The 15,743-nt window shown below is 47.2% G+C and carries 12 protein-coding genes; 8 read left to right on the top strand and 4 right to left on the bottom strand.

Annotated elements, in window-relative coordinates:
• Window positions 1-170: 170 nt before the first annotated feature.
• From WA279_RS10390 to WA279_RS10380, 3 genes are all read left to right on the top strand, one after another.
• Window positions 171-1,064: a PucR family transcriptional regulator gene (locus tag WA279_RS10390; RefSeq protein ID WP_336155350.1), complete on the top strand. Its 894-nt coding sequence runs from the start codon at window positions 171-173 to the stop codon at window positions 1,062-1,064.
• Window positions 1,065-1,184: 120 nt separating this feature from the next.
• A complete protein-coding gene (gene msmX, locus WA279_RS10385) occupies window positions 1,185-2,282 on the top strand; it encodes a maltodextrin ABC transporter ATP-binding protein MsmX (protein ID WP_003242648.1) in 1,098 nt (365 codons plus the stop codon).
• Between the two features lie 105 nt (window positions 2,283-2,387).
• Entirely contained in the window at window positions 2,388-3,227 is an 840-nt protein-coding gene (locus WA279_RS10380) for a polysaccharide deacetylase family protein (RefSeq protein ID WP_336155349.1), read from the top strand.
• A 13-nt stretch (window positions 3,228-3,240) separates the two neighbouring features.
• Here WA279_RS10380 and WA279_RS10375 read toward each other — a convergent pair whose 3' ends face one another.
• The 3 genes from WA279_RS10375 to cimH form a co-directional block, all read right to left on the bottom strand.
• Window positions 3,241-3,438 carry a hypothetical protein gene (locus tag WA279_RS10375; RefSeq protein ID WP_336155348.1) on the bottom strand — a complete coding sequence of 66 codons (198 nt, stop codon included), beginning with the start codon at window positions 3,436-3,438 and terminating at the stop codon, window positions 3,241-3,243.
• A gap of 57 nt (window positions 3,439-3,495) precedes the next feature.
• The gene (locus tag WA279_RS10370; protein ID WP_336155347.1) at window positions 3,496-5,184 is read right to left on the bottom strand and encodes a M56 family metallopeptidase; all 1,689 of its coding nucleotides are present in this window, start codon (window positions 5,182-5,184) and stop codon (window positions 3,496-3,498) included.
• Window positions 5,185-5,305: 121 nt separating this feature from the next.
• Window positions 5,306-6,658 (bottom strand): citrate/malate transporter CimH, encoded by a 1,353-nt coding sequence (cimH, locus tag WA279_RS10365; protein ID WP_336155346.1) that lies wholly within the window; start codon window positions 6,656-6,658, stop codon window positions 5,306-5,308.
• Window positions 6,659-7,211: 553 nt separating this feature from the next.
• Between cimH and cydA the strand changes: the two genes are divergently transcribed.
• The 5 genes from cydA (at window position 7,212) to WA279_RS10340 (ending at window position 14,218) form a co-directional block, all read left to right on the top strand.
• Window positions 7,212-8,618, top strand: a complete 1,407-nt coding sequence (gene cydA, locus WA279_RS10360; protein WP_003243795.1) for a cytochrome ubiquinol oxidase subunit I — start codon at window positions 7,212-7,214, stop codon at window positions 8,616-8,618.
• Entirely contained in the window at window positions 8,602-9,618 is a 1,017-nt protein-coding gene (gene cydB / locus WA279_RS10355; protein ID WP_336155345.1) for a cytochrome d ubiquinol oxidase subunit II, read from the top strand. Before cydA ends, cydB begins: the two co-directional genes overlap by 17 nt.
• Complete coding sequence (cydD, locus tag WA279_RS10350; protein WP_336155344.1) at window positions 9,618-11,321, top strand: thiol reductant ABC exporter subunit CydD; 1,704 nt, start codon at window positions 9,618-9,620, stop codon at window positions 11,319-11,321. The genes cydB and cydD overlap by 1 nt, the downstream gene beginning before the upstream one ends.
• Window positions 11,318-13,045, top strand: a complete 1,728-nt coding sequence (gene cydC / locus WA279_RS10345) for a thiol reductant ABC exporter subunit CydC (RefSeq protein ID WP_336155343.1) — start codon at window positions 11,318-11,320, stop codon at window positions 13,043-13,045. Before cydD ends, cydC begins: the two co-directional genes overlap by 4 nt.
• 342 nt (window positions 13,046-13,387) lie before the next feature.
• Entirely contained in the window at window positions 13,388-14,218 is an 831-nt protein-coding gene (locus WA279_RS10340; protein WP_125121047.1) for an NAD(P)H-hydrate dehydratase, read from the top strand.
• A gap of 14 nt (window positions 14,219-14,232) precedes the next feature.
• Here WA279_RS10340 and WA279_RS10335 read toward each other — a convergent pair whose 3' ends face one another.
• Window positions 14,233-15,606, bottom strand: a complete 1,374-nt coding sequence (locus tag WA279_RS10335) for a cytosine permease (protein WP_003244111.1) — start codon at window positions 15,604-15,606, stop codon at window positions 14,233-14,235.
• Window positions 15,607-15,743 lie beyond the last annotated feature (137 nt).

Genomic DNA, 15,743 nt, shown 5'->3' with positions numbered 1-15,743 from the left:
TTTGGTCCTGCATATCCTCTTCTATTTCCGCTGAAGCCAATATGTAAACGAATGAGGTTTCCCTTTCAGTTTCTCGTCTATCTATACCGGATATACTCTTTTTTAGTGGAGAACATGTGTGTTTCGCCTTATACTGAATATACAGATCCTTACATAAGAGAGGAGACTCTATGAAATCGCTGCTGGCTATTTATCCCGGTTCGATTGTGTCTGAGGAGCTTTGCATAAGGGAAGGCTGTCTATGTTTTTTTGATGAGAGCAATCAGAGATATATCTCCATTCCGAAAACAGAGATCAGTGAAAAAGAAGTATTGGTGCTGCAGTCATTTTTGACGCCTGCGGATGAGGGCAATCAAATGTCTATGAAATCACCTGAGGAAAACAAGTGGTTTTCGTTCCTTTTTTCCAGAGGGGAATTGCCGGCGTACATAAAGAAACGGACGAGATTTGTTCAATTTCATTTATTCGGCAAAATAGAAAGGACGTCCTTTACGGAAGCGGTTCGCCATTTTTGGCCGGTGTCTTTTGTGATTGTGTGGATCCATGAGGACAGAGGCGTGATTGTCGAGCAGGAAAGTGAAGCGGCGGCGGAGAAGGACGAACTGGAATCGCTCGCAAAGGTTCTTGAAAGTGATTTCTACTTCAGTGTCCGTTTTTACGCCGGAAGATTTTACGAGCCGGATGAGTGTCTGCGAAAACATTATGCCCGTGAACAGGCGTATTTCCTGTTTGCTGAAAAACGGCTGCCTCAGGTGCAGAGTGTGACCTTTGAGATGATCTTTCCTTTTCTATTATTAGAAACAGAAAAAGAAAAACTGGAAACGCTGCTCTCTGAAGAAGCTGAGCTTTTATTTGGAAGTGAAGCTGAGCTAAGGAAGACCATTAAGCTGTTTATTGAAAACAACTCAAACGTTACATTAACAGCGAAAAAGCTGCATCTGCATCGCAACAGCCTGCAATATCGGATTGATAAATTTATTGAGCGGTCAGGGATAGATATCAAATCGTACAAAGGCGCGCTTCTTGCCTATTTTATCTGCCTGCAAAGTGAAAGTTCAGAATAAATTGGAAATATGCACGAAAAACGGCTGGGTGATTTTATGAACGCTGCCCATTTTAGCGAGAGGAAATTGCTGTTACACTCAATGTAAGAAAGCGTTTACAATAACAAAGGGGGATGTTAGATGGCTGAATTGAGGATGGAGCATATTTATAAATTTTATGATCAAAAGGAACCGGCGGTTGATGACTTTAACCTTCATATTGCCGATAAGGAATTTATCGTATTCGTCGGCCCGTCCGGCTGCGGGAAATCAACGACGCTGCGAATGGTCGCAGGACTTGAAGAAATTTCGAAAGGCGATTTTTATATTGAAGGAAAACGGGTCAATGATGTAGCGCCAAAGGACAGGGATATCGCGATGGTATTTCAGAACTACGCGCTCTATCCGCATATGACGGTCTACGATAATATCGCCTTCGGGCTCAAGCTTCGGAAAATGCCGAAGCCTGAAATCAAAAAAAGAGTAGAAGAAGCGGCTAAAATTCTCGGGCTGGAGGAATATTTGCACCGTAAACCGAAAGCGCTGTCAGGCGGACAGAGACAGAGGGTTGCGCTGGGCCGGGCAATCGTGCGGGATGCAAAGGTGTTCCTGATGGATGAGCCTTTGTCAAACCTGGACGCGAAGCTGAGGGTGCAAATGCGGGCGGAAATCATTAAGCTCCACCAGAGACTGCAGACTACTACGATTTATGTGACGCATGACCAGACAGAAGCGCTGACGATGGCGACACGGATCGTAGTCATGAAAGATGGGAAAATTCAGCAGATCGGGACGCCGAAGGATGTATATGAATTCCCTGAAAACGTCTTTGTCGGCGGGTTTATCGGATCACCAGCGATGAACTTTTTCAAAGGGAAGCTCACGGATGGCTTAATCAAAATCGGTTCTGCGGCATTAACCGTCCCGGAAGGAAAAATGAAAGTGCTGCGTGAAAAAGGCTACATTGGCAAAGAGGTCATCTTCGGCATCCGTCCTGAGGATATACATGATGAATTGATTGTCGTGGAATCATATAAGAACTCTTCGATTAAGGCCAAAATCAATGTTGCAGAGCTGCTCGGTTCTGAAATCATGATTTATTCGCAGATCGACAACCAAGACTTTATTGCGCGGATCGACGCCCGCCTCGATATTCAATCGGGCGATGAGCTGACGGTCGCATTTGATATGAACAAAGGCCATTTCTTTGACAGTGAGACAGAAGTGAGAATCCGATAAGATCAAAAAACCGGACATGGAGACATGTCCGGTTTTTTGCTATTGAAAATCTCAGAATCAAACCGATGAAAAAGGAGGAAGAAATAGACAGAAAGCAGGAGAACGATGAAACGATTGTTTTTAAGCATCTTTCTTTTGGGAAGCTGCTTGGCTCTTGCGGCTTGCGCTGATCAAGAGGCGAATGCAGAGCAGCCGATGCCAAAAGCGGAACAAAAGAAACCGGAAAAAAAGGCAGTACAAGTTCAGAAAAAAGAAGACGATACATCCGCATGGATCAAAACAGAGAAACCGGCAAAGCTGCCGATTTTGATGTACCACAGCATTTCTTCAGGAAACAGCCTCCGTGTGCCAAAGAAAGAATTCGAGGCGCATATGAAGTGGCTTCATGATAACGGCTATCAGACATTAACGCCGAAAGAGGCATATCTCATGCTGACGCAGGATAAAAAACCGAGTGAGAAGTGCGTGCTGATCACATTTGATGACGGGTACACCGACAATTATCAAGATGCGTTTCCGGTGCTGAAAAAGTATGGGATGAAGGCAACGATTTTTATGATCGGCAAATCGATCGGACATAAGCACCATCTGACAGAGGAACAAATGAAGGAAATGGCACAGCACGGCATATCGATTGAAAGCCATACGATTGACCACCTTGAGCTGAACGGATTAACGCCTCAACAGCAGCAAAGTGAGATGGCTGATTCGAAAAAGCTGTTCGACCACATGTTTCATCAGCAAACCACCATCATCAGCTATCCGGTAGGGCGCTACAATGAGGAGACGCTGAAGGCCGCTGAAAAAACAGGCTATCAAATGGGCGTGACGACAGAACCGGGCGCGGCTTCGAGAGACCAGGGAATGTATGCCCTCCATCGTGTGCGCGTGTCCCCAGGCATGTCAGGCTCGGCTTTTGGTGCGTACATCGAATCAATGAAATAAAAAAAGGCGGCGTTTAATCGCCGCCCCCTCCGCCGCCACAGCCGGAATCGCTGAAACCTCCGTCACTGCCGCATCCATCATGGTGCGAGCTATGATTTGAATAACCGAAATACCCGCTGTCCGCCTGCTGGCGGCTTTTGTTATCCGATGGCTGCGGCTGAATGACCGAAAGAAAAACAATAATAGCTATTATCAATAATATCACTATCACTTCTGGTCACTCCCTTTTTTCACCATATCTGTTATACGGATGAAACGCTGACCGGTTTCATTTCAAAGTGATTGATTCTTTCAGGCGGTCTCTGAGCCAGCGCTTTAGCACCCCATGTCCTTTGTTTGACAATAAAGTGCCGACACGCCAATACATAGGGGGATGAGGAGCGAACTGAAAATCAATCAATCTGAAAAACCAGCTTTTATCACGGGTGAGAGAGTCAATTTGAAGCTCGTCTTCACCTATTTTAGAGCTGTAGGCGCTTTGTTTCTGTATGTCCTCATCCTGCCGAACCGCCAAGATTCTTAAGGCTTCAGCCATTTGTTTGTAACCGCCCTCCAGCAATGATGCGCCAAGGTTGTCAGCACGCACCTCCATCCATTGTGAACAAAAGGATTGATAGAGCTGGAACAGGATAATGATTGCCATAATGAAAGCCCAAAGCGCAATTTTGTGGGCCGCGGGATGGGTGATATGCTGCCCAAACAAGAGGAAAATCCCAACGACAGCTCCAAGAAATAGAAAACGCAAAAGCTGTGATGACAGAACGTCACGTTTTTTGATATGAATTGCCTCATGGGCCAGAATGCCTTCGATGACACGCTGTGGAAGTGTTAGTGTGGCGCTTGTCAGGATGACCATTGACCTCCCGACATTCATGCCTACTGCCATCCCGTTGTAATCATCACTCTCCATTTCGTATATACGGACATGGGAAATGCCGGCCGATCGGAAAATCTTATCGGCCGCTGCCTGTACATGCGGATGATGACAAGGCTTGGCGTCCATCGCCGCCCGCAACACACGGTCTGACATATACATGTTGAATACCCAATACAGGATTACGGCAACAGCCATGACCCATGGAGAGGCATGTAATGCGTATAACGCGAGCACCAATAAGGCGTAAGCGGATACCCCTTTTACGCTGGCGGCAAAATAAAGCTTCCCGAGCAGCCGCTTCACATTTTTTCTATGATAAAACGGCAAAACAGAAATCACATTGTCCACATTGTTTTCTGCATCTGTGTATTCCTGGAGAATTGTTTTCCATTTTTGCGGTTCCTTCACCGTCAAAAACAGTGTTTCGCCGGGTAGAGACAGTTTAATGACTTGCTGAAAGCTTGTTGTCAAATCTAAACGTGATGAATACATCGTCAGAAGCGGATGGAGCTTTAAGAGATCAGCCGTTGATTCAAGTTGAATGTCCTTCAAATCGGAAAGCGGGTATGTACGGGTTTCATAGTGTGAGCTGATATGCAATTTTTCTAAGGCTGCTGAATAAAAAACCTTTACGCTAAAAACATTCAGTATACGCTTCACCAGTGCCCCTCCGCCGGAGATCATGCCGAGAAGGATCACATATTTGAGAGGGCTTGTGTCAGGTCCATAGATGAAAAAAATAACAGCCCCTGCAAACACAATGGCGGTCAGCGTAATGTCTGACAGGAGGCGTGTTTTGTTTTTGGCAAGCTCGATTTCCTGCCAGTCTCCCGAAGGTTTTTCCGCACGCTCTGAAACAATGAGATCCATTGCGGTCCAATAGCAGAAGAACATTGTCGCGATTGAGACAATGCCGTCCATGAATGAGAGATGAGAGAAGATGTAAACTGCAGCGCCGACCCAAAGAACAATATCAATCCAGAAGTCTACGGCCGGAATGAGTTTTGCTGCCAGGGCTGATATCAAATAAAATCCCAGCCCGAGAAGCATAAAGAGAAATAGATGAGTTCCCATAGGCATGCCATATTCCTTTCTATCTAGTATTTCCAACTATTACTATAGCATGAGGCGGGAACTTGCAAAAACATGGACATGCAAAAAAGCAAGCTCTTTCGTTTGACGAAGAACTTGCTTGCGGGGATCAATAAAACTGGTGCAGCAGCAATAAGGTTAAGGATACTGTAATCGCGCCCCCGATGCGGGTAGACACTTGGGCGAAAGGCATTAGCTCAAGCCTTTCAGCGGCGCTTAAAATGGCAACGTCACCGGTGCCGCCTTGCCCAGAATGGCATGCATTAATAATGGCGGTTTCAATCGGATACATGTTCAGCCATTTTCCAGTGAAGAAGCCGACGGCCATCATGGTCACAACGACAGACAGAATCGTAATAATATTGCTGAGGTTAAAAGCGGCGACAAGCTTGTCCCACGGCGTCATGGATACCCCAATCGCAAAGAGAAGCGGGTAGGTCACAGCTGTTGAAAAAAAGCGGGACACTCCAAACGTGCCATTTTCAATTGAGGCAGGCACCAATCTGAACAGCTTGATTAGAACAGCCAGTAACAGCATGGCAACGGGTGCCGGAAAACCGAAAAAATCGTGAGCGAGCATGCCAACTAAGTATAAAGAAACAGCAAGGATACCGCCTGACGCAAATAAAGAAAGGTTGAACATTTGCTGTCCGCTTTGTGATTCCTCCAGCGCAGGGGACTCTTCTTCGGAGCGGTCCACTTTGCCGTTGCCTGTCCATTCCGGTTTTTTCTTTCCGATGCGGTTCAGCAATCCCGCTAGAATAATCGCGCACAGGCTGCCCAGCATAATCGATGGCAGAACAAGTGCAAACGCTTCCCCTTGAGAAATGGGCATGATGTCAGAATATCCGATGGACAGCGGGATAGCGCCTTCTCCGACTCCTCCAGCCATGATCGGAATGACAATGTACAGCAGGGTATGCTGAAATCCGAGTCCGAGCAATGTCCCGACAGCCAGTCCGACAATAGCGGCTGTGACAGAACCGACAATAAGCGGAATAAAGATTTTCATGAATGCTTTTACGAGTGTTTCTCTTTTCATGCCGAGAATGCTTCCGACGACAATACCGGCGATAAACAAATATAGAAAGTTTGAGTTTTCTGTAAATTCTGTGGTGGATTTGACGATATCATTAGGCAGCAGGTGATAGTACACGACAGCGGACGGAATAAAAGTAGCTAGGATGGCCGGGCCGCCGATAGAACGAACAATCGGTATCGATTTGCCGATTTGGGCAAAGGTAAATCCGAAAAACGCCATGACGGCAATGGATGTCAAAATGTCACTTTTTACATCGTGATGCATAACAAAAACAGTGATTAATATAAACAGCAAGGCATACACAGGAAGCGGTATGATGCCTACTTTTATATTCATGGCTTTCGCAAACCAATTCTCTTTTCGAACCCCTTCGTGAATTGTATCCGTTTGCAATTGCATGTGTGTTTGAAGCTCTCCCATTGAAAAACCTCCCCTATTCTTGATGCAGTGAAATTGTTCACTATGTTAAGTATACTTAAAAATTGAAATTATTAATATATTAAAAATTTACTATTCAACTTTTCTCCACTTGCCGCTTCAAATGAAAAGAGGCATCCTGCCTAAAATCTGTTTATGACGGAGTGCTGAGAAACGAGTGCTGGTGCGGGGCAAGCATTTTGTTCGCAAGGAACGATGTGTTGATGTACGATAATAAAGGGTCATTTATCCTAGCATCCGACATAAATAAGCAACAAAATAGACAAAAATCCGTCACATAGGGCGGGACTTTTTAGGTATTTTAGGCTTTATTTTTGAAATGAATCGTTGTAAAGTACTTAATATGAACCAGTCAGAGATTGTGTCATTTGGTCAGTCTGGCAATCTTGCATCATATTGGATGACTTTTTGACACATTTGTGAAATATTGAGCAATATTTTTTCGTCTATTTTGTGAATTGCTGATCAAAGTCTCGGTTCTATTTGTGAAGTAGTGAGCAAATTAACAGTTTCAACCGGAAATGGAGGAGAAAGCATGAGTGAATTGGTATTAGCCCGCATACAATTTGCATCAACAACGTTGTTTCACTTCTTGTTTGTGCCGATGTCTATCGGGCTTGTGTTTATGGTTGCGTTGATGGAGACTCTTTATCTTGTAAAGAAAAATGAGCTGTATCTCAAAATGGCAAAGTTTTGGGGACACTTATTCTTAATAAATTTCGCAGTCGGTGTTGTAACGGGGATTTTGCAAGAATTCCAGTTTGGACTAAACTGGTCTGATTACTCCCGTTTTGTCGGAGATGTATTTGGCGCTCCGCTTGCGATTGAAGCATTATTGGCGTTTTTCATGGAATCTATTTTTATCGGATTATGGATTTTTGGCTGGGACCGCCTGCCGAAGAAAATTCACGCTCTCTGCATATGGCTCGTATCATTCGGAACGATCATGTCATCTTTCTGGATTTTAACAGCAAACTCCTTTATGCAGGAGCCGGTCGGCTTTACGATTAAAAACGGCCGCGCGGAAATGAATGATTTTGGCGCGTTGATTACAAACCCTCAGCTCTGGGTTGAATTCCCGCACGTCATTTTCGGTGCGCTTGCCACTGGAGCTTTCTTTATTGCCGGAGTGAGTGCTTTTAAACTGCTGAAGAAAAAAGAAGTGCCGTTCTTTAAACAATCTTTTAAACTCGCAATGATCGTCGGCCTTTGTGCCGGTCTTGGCGTCGGCCTTAGCGGACACATGCAGGCTGAGCACTTGATGGAATCACAGCCGATGAAAATGGCTGCCAGTGAAGGCCTATGGGAAGACAGCGGTGACCCTGCTGCTTGGACCGCTTTTGCGACGATCGATACAAAAAATGAAAAAAGCTCAAATGAAATCAAAGTTCCTTATGCCTTGAGCTACTTGGCTTATCAGAAATTCAGCGGAAGTGTCAAAGGGATGAAAACCCTTCAGGCTGAGTACGAAAAAATATACGGAAAAGGCGACTACATTCCGCCAGTGAAAACGACATTCTGGAGCTTCCGCATCATGGTTGGCGCAGGCGTTGTCATGATTCTTGCTGCGTTAGGCGGCCTCTGGCTGAACCGCCGCAAAAAGCTTGAAAACAGCAAATGGTATTTGCGCATCATGATCGCGTTGATTTCCTTCCCGTTTCTTGCGAACTCCGCGGGCTGGATTATGACAGAAATCGGACGTCAGCCTTGGACGGTTATGGGCTTAATGACAACCGCTCAATCTGTGTCGCCTAACGTAACTGCGGGCTCCCTGTTATTCTCAATCATCGCATTCGGTGTGATGTACATGATTCTGGGCGCGCTGCTTGTCTTCTTGTTTATCCGTGAGATTAAAAAAGGTGCGGAGCATGATAATCATCATGATGTGCCTGTATCAACAGATCCATTTAGTCAGGAGGTATACCATGGCATCTCTTCATGATCTTTGGTTTATACTCGTTGCTGTATTGTTTGTAGGATTCTTCTTTTTGGAGGGCTTTGATTTCGGTGTCGGCATGGCGACACGTTTTCTTGGCCATAATGAATTAGATCGCAGAGTGCTGATCAATACGATCGGGCCGTTCTGGGACGCGAATGAAGTGTGGCTTTTGACTGGCGCAGGCGCCATCTTCGCGGCATTCCCAAACTGGTATGCAACGATGCTGAGCGGTTACTACATCCCGTTTGTCATAGTGCTGCTTGCGTTAATGGGCCGCGGGGTCGCGTTTGAGTTCCGCGGCAAGGTGGATCATTTAAAATGGGTAAAGGTTTGGGACTGGGTCGTTTTCTTCGGCAGTCTGATTCCTCCGTTTGTGCTTGGTGTGCTGTTCACGACATTATTCCGCGGGATGCCGATTGATGCCGACATGAACATTCACGCACATGTATCTGATTATATCAATGTATATTCTATACTTGGCGGTGTGACGGTAACACTTCTTTGCTTCCAGCATGGATTAATGTTTATCACGCTGCGTACGATTGGTGATTTGCAAAACCGCGCCCGGAAAATGGCGCAAAAGATAATGGGTGTTGTTTTTATAGCGGTTCTTGCCTTCGCGGCCCTTTCTGCGTATCAGACAGACATGTTTACACGCCGCGGCGAGATTACCATTCCGCTCACTGTTTTGATTGTCATCTGCTTTATGCTCGCGGCTGTATTTATTCGTAAGAAAAAAGACGGCTGGACATTTGGGATGACAGGCGCTGGTCTGGCGCTGACTGTGGGAATGATCTTTATTTCCCTATTCCCTCGCGTAATGGTCAGCTCGCTTCATAGCGCATACGATTTAACAGTAGCTAACGCTTCTTCCGGAGATTATTCGCTTAAAGTCATGTCAATTGCAGCATTAACGCTATTGCCGTTCGTCATCGGCAGCCAGATCTGGAGCTATTATGTCTTCCGGAAGCGCGTCAGCCATAAGGAGCCTATGACTTATTAATGGGAAAAGACCTGTTTCGATATAAAGGAATGAAGCGGATTCTCACCTTGATTACTAGTTTAACGTTGATTCAGACAGCCGCCATTATTATGCAGGCAGAGTGGCTGAGTGAGGCCGTAACCGGACTGTTCAACGGGAAGGGCATTACCTCCCTTTTTCCGGTGATCGGCTTTTTCCTCATCGCTTTTATCGCCCGGCACGGGGTGACGGTGGCGCGCCAGAAAATCGTCTATCAATACGCCGCCCGGACAGGAGCAGATTTGAGAAAAAGTTTTCTTGATCAGCTGTTCCGATTAGGCCCCCGCTTTGCAAAGAAAGAGGGGACGGGGCAAATGGTGACGCTGGCGATGGAAGGCATCAGCCAGTTCCGCCGCTACCTGGAGCTGTTTCTGCCGAAAATGGTCAGCATGGCGATTGTGCCTGCGGCAGTTGTCATTTATGTGTTTTTTCAGGATCAGACATCAGCCATCATTTTAGTCGTTGCTATGCCGATTCTGATCATCTTTATGATTCTCCTCGGACTTGTCGCGCAGAGAAAAGCGGATCGTCAGTGGAAATCCTATCAGAGACTTTCCAATCATTTTGTTGATTCTCTTCGCGGGCTGGAGACATTGCGTTTCCTAGGTTTGAGCAAGTCACACAGCAAAAATATTTTCTATGTGAGTGAGCGGTATCGCAAGGCAACGATGAGCACACTCCGGGTGGCGTTTTTGTCATCATTCGCCCTCGATTTTTTCACGATGCTGTCGGTGGCGACAGTCGCAGTATTTCTGGGCCTGCGCCTTATTGACGGCGATATTTTGCTTGGCCCTGCTTTAACGGCGCTTATTCTGGCGCCTGAGTATTTTTTGCCGGTGCGGGAAGTGGGGAATGATTATCATGCAACGCTGAACGGCCAGGAAGCAGGAAAAACCATTCAAGAGATTTTGTCGCAACCTGGTTTTAAAGAAGAGACGCCGCTTCAGCTCGAAGCTTGGTCCGATCAGGATGAGCTGAAGCTGTCAGGCGTGTCAGTCGGCCGTTCGGTGTCTGATATTCATCTCTCATTTAAGGGCAAGAAAAAAATCGGCATTATCGGTGCAAGCGGCGCCGGAAAATCAACATTAATTGATATTCTCGGCGGATTTTTAGAGCCGGATGGCGGGATGATTGAGGTTAATGGTACAAGCCGGTCCCATTTGCAGGACGGCAGCTGGCAGAAGAACCTTCTTTACATCCCTCAGCATCCGTACATTTTTGATGATAAGCTTGGGAACAACATTCGCTTCTACCATCCAAGCGCTTCGGCAGAGGATACAGCCCGTGCTGCTGCTGCGGCGGGACTGGCGGAGCTGGTGGATAGCCTTCCTGAAGGATTAGAGGGGCGGATCGGGGAAGGCGGCCGGGCGCTCAGCGGCGGCCAGGCACAGCGTGTCGCGCTGGCCCGCGCCTTTTTGGGAAACCGTCCGATCCTGCTGCTGGATGAGCCGACCGCCCATCTTGATATCGAAACAGAATATGAAATAAAAGAAACGATGCTGGATTTATTTGAGGATAAGCTCGTCTTTCTCGCGACTCACCGCCTTCACTGGATGCTCGATATGGACGAAATTATCGTGCTGGACGGGGGCAGGGTTGCGGAAATCGGGACTCACAATGAACTGCTGGAGAAAAACGGTGTGTATACCAAACTCGTGAAGGCACAACTGGGGGAAAGAGCATGAAGAAAGAAGAATGGATTTTGCCGTATATCAAGCAAAATGCCCGCCTGTTCGTTCTGGTTATCTTTTTGGGCGGGGTGACGATTTTTTCTGCTGCTTTTCTCATGTTCACCTCAGGTTTTTTGATTTCTAAAGCGGCGACAAGGCCGGAAAACATTCTGCTCATTTATGTGCCGATTGTCGCAGTGCGCACCTTTGGGATTGCGCGGTCTGTGTCGCGATATGTGGAACGGCTCGTCGGGCATCACATCATTTTGAAAATCGTATCCGACCTGCGCGTCCGCCTTTACAATATGCTTGAGCCGGGTGCTTTGATGCTGCGTTCCCGTTTTCGCACGGGGGATATGCTCGGCATTTTGTCTGAGGATATTGAGCATTTGCAGGATGCTTTCTTAAAAACGATTTTTCCTGCAATCTCAGCCTTGCTCCTGTATGCTGTGTCAGTGATAGCGCTCGGCTTCTTCTCTTGGCCGTTTGCCATATTGCTTGCGCTTTATTTGTTTGTTCTTGTTGTATTGTTTCCGGTTGTGTCTTTGCTCGTGACGAGAGCGAAGAATGCGAAGCTGAAAAGCGGACGGAATGTGCTGTACAGCCGTCTGACAGATGCTGTGATGGGTGTCAGCGACTGGATGTTCAGCGGACGCCGGCATGCGTTTATTGATGCCTATGAAAAAGAGGAACATGATTGGTTTGAGCTTGAACGGAAAAAACAACGTTTTACGAGATGGCGGGACTTTGCTGCGCAATGCCTTGTCGCCGGCCTTATTTTGCTGATGCTGTTTTGGACAGCGGGACAGCAAGCGGACGGCGAGCTCGCTAAAACGATGATTGCCGCTTTTGTGCTAGTGGTGTTTCCGTTGACGGAAGCCTTATTGCCGCTTTCGGATGCCTTAGGCGAAGTGCCGGGCTATCAGGATTCTATCAGACGCATGAACAAGGTGGCTCCTCAGCCGGAGGCGTCACAAACAGAATCAGGGGCTCAAATGCTCGATCTTCAAGATGTCACTCTGGCCTTTCGTGATGTGACGTTTTCTTATGACAACAGCAGCAAAGTGCTTGACAACTTTTCCTTTACGCTGCGCCAAGGAGAAAAAATGGCGCTGCTCGGCCGAAGCGGGTCTGGGAAATCAACATCGCTTGCATTAATCGAAGGCGCCTTGAAACCGGACTCCGGTTCTGTGACGTTAAACGGAGTGGAGACAGCGCTGTTAAAGGATCAGATTGCGGATGCGGTGGCCGTGTTAAATCAAAAACCGCACCTGTTTGATACAAGTATTTTGAACAACATCAGGCTCGGAAACGGAGAAGCAAGCGACGAGGATGTGCGCCGCGCCGCAAAGCAGGTCAAGCTGCATGACTACATTGAGTCATTGCCTGACGGATATCATACCTCTGTACAAGAAACCGGCATCCGTTTTTCCGGTGGAGAGCGCCAGCGGATCGCACTTGCGAGGATTTTGCTGCAGGATACACCGATCATCATCCTCGATGAGCCAACAGTCGGCCTCGATCCTATTACCGAACGTGAAATGATGGAAACGGTGTTTGAGGTGCTGAAAGGAAAAACGATTTTATGGATTACCCACCATCTCGCGGGAGTGGAAGCGGCTGATAAAATCGTATTTCTCGAAAACGGCAAAACAGAAATGGAAGGAACCCATGAGGAGCTTCTGGCGGCAAACGAACGGTACAGCCGCCTATATCACCTTGATGTTCCTGTAAAATAGAAGACAGCCCTGAGGCTGTCTTTCATCGTGTCGACAAACCCTCGCATTCGTTGTCAGTCCTGCGCGTTGGTGCTCACGAATGACTAAGGAACAGCGGCTAAATGCTTAGGCGTCCTGCCCAAACACCGCTGTCATCACATCCTGTGAAAGTCTGCTCCAATGCTCGTCCTTTCTAGACTTCAAGGGTTTTCAATCACGCTGAAAAGATGACAACATCCTAAAACAAAAACTGTTTTAGGATGTTGTCAACAATCTGGAAGACAGCCCTAAAAGGCTGTCTTTTTTGTTTGAAAAAGAAAAGGGACAGGAAAAATAGGAAAAGAAAGCAGAGGAGGGATAGAGATGAATGTTCCATTTTGGACGGAAGAGCATGTAAGGGCCACGCTTCCTGAAAGAGATGCGGAGAGCCATAAAGGCACGTACGGTACGGCTTTGCTGCTGGCTGGAAGTGACGACATGCCGGGGGCAGCGCTGCTTGCAGGGCTTGGGGCCATGCGGAGCGGTCTCGGCAAGCTTGTCATCGGTACATCAGAAAGCGTAATTCCGCTAATTGTTCCTGTTTTGCCCGAGGCGACCTATTGGCGTGACGGTTGGAAAAAGGCGGCGGATGCTCAGCTTGAAGAGACGTACCGGGCCATTGCCATCGGATCGGGCCTTCCGCAAACGGAAAGCGTACAGCAGGCAGTCGATCATGTGCTTACGGCTGATTGCCCTGTTATTTTGGATGCCGGAGCGCTGGCGAAGCGCACATATCCGAAACGGGAGGCCCCCGTCATCCTTACGCCGCACCCGGGCGAGTTTTCCCGAATGACAGGGATGCCCGTGAACGAATTGCAGAAAAAAAGAGCGGAATATGCAAAGGAATGGGCGGCTCAGCTGCAGACTGTCATTGTGTTAAAAGGAAACCAAACCGTCATCGCGTTTCCTGATGGAGACTGCTGGCTCAATCCAACCGGAAACGGGGCGCTCGCCAAGGGCGGAACCGGTGACACACTGACGGGCATGATATTAGGCATGCTCTGCTGCCATGAAGATCCAAAGCACGCCATATTAAACGCGGTCTATTTGCATGGTGCGTGCGCCGAGCTCTGGACGGACGAGCACTCCGCTCATACGTTGCTCGCTCATGAGCTATCTGACATCCTGCCCCGCGTGTGGAAACGATTTGAATGATAAAAAAGCTGTCTTCAGAGAGAAGACAGCTTTTCTTGATACCCCGCCCGTTTTTTCAGACGCGGTTTCATTAATACATAGTAAAGCACAGAAGGCACGGCCAAGCCGATAATCCATGCGATGTCTCCGCCGCCAAACATTTTGGCAAGCGGTCCGATGTAAAAGCTTGTGTTGATAAACGGAATTTCCAGCAAGATAGACAGAACGAACGCAATTGTGGTGATCCAATTGACCTTTCCATAAGGCCCGTTTACGTCGAACATGGCTTTGACTTGATACTTTCCGTGGCGGACGAAGTAGTAATCGACTAAATTGATTGCCGTCCACGGAATTAAGAAATAACTGATGAAAAAGATAAAATTCAAAAACAGTTCCATAAAATTGCTCTGTCCCAGTAGGCTTAAGACTGTGCCGACAAGCGTGACACCCAGGATCATGATGATTCTGACTTTGGGCGTGACTTTTAATTTCAGAAACGGCTCCAGCGTTGTTGTCGTGGACATGAAAGCCCCATAAAGGTTAAAAACATTGATTGCCATTTGCCCAAATAGCACAATGATCAGCATAATAAACGAGAAGGGACCGAACAATTGGACAATCTGGCTGCCTGAGTTTGCCGTAAAGTCAGGAAGTGAGGTTGTCAGCAATGCGCCGAGCAGCATCATCCAGATGGAGCTGACAGATGTACCTGCATAGCTGTACCAAAATGTTTTTGAAGCCGGTGTTTTAACTGGCAGATATCTTGAATAATCGGCAACATACGGCGCGTAGGCAAGCTGCCACGTCGCAACTGCGCTGACTGCCACCAAGAAAATTGGCAGATCAATCGCTCCGGGAATCCAGCTGCCTGCTGGAATCGGCAATTGAAAAATGAGAATCGTTGCAGCAAAAAATACAGCAAAAGAGGTCCAAGAAAGGATTTTTTGCATTTTGTGAATCAAATCATGGCCGAAAATCGTGAGTAAAAAACATACGGCGCTTAAGCCTATAATGCTCCATGATCCCGGGATGGGAACAAAGCTGCTTAAGGTTCCGGCCGCCAGAATCGTGCTGCTTGCGAAGAAACCAAGGTAGATAAACATGACTAAGAAGAGGGGAAGAATCGCTCCGATTACGCCGAATTGGGCACGGCTTTGAATCATTTGCGGGATGCCAAGCTGAGGGCCTTGCGCGGAATGAGACGCCATAAATATGGCACCGATTAAGGTTCCGCAAATAATAGCGGCAACACTCCAAAACAGATTAAGTCCCATTGCAACGGGAATCGTGCCAGTCACTAACGTGGTGATATGCATATTAGCCCCGAACCATACGGGAAATAAATCTTTCGCTTTACCATGTCTTTCTTCATTCGGAATATATTCAATCGTTCGCCTTTCTACTTTCAATGCATCGTCCTCCATATTGGATGTTTTTTTGAAATCGACATAAAGTCATAGCTTAACAGACTATGTGGGGGTTTACAAATAAGGATATGCAGCCAAACGGCCGGGAAGCTTGATCTGTCAATGGCTGAAAAGAATTG

Origin of the sequence: Bacillus sp. 204(2023), assembly GCF_037027505.1 — a bacterium.
GTDB classification, from domain to species: domain Bacteria; phylum Bacillota; class Bacilli; order Bacillales; family Bacillaceae; genus Bacillus; species Bacillus subtilis.
This window is presented reverse-complemented; position numbering and strand designations above follow the sequence as displayed.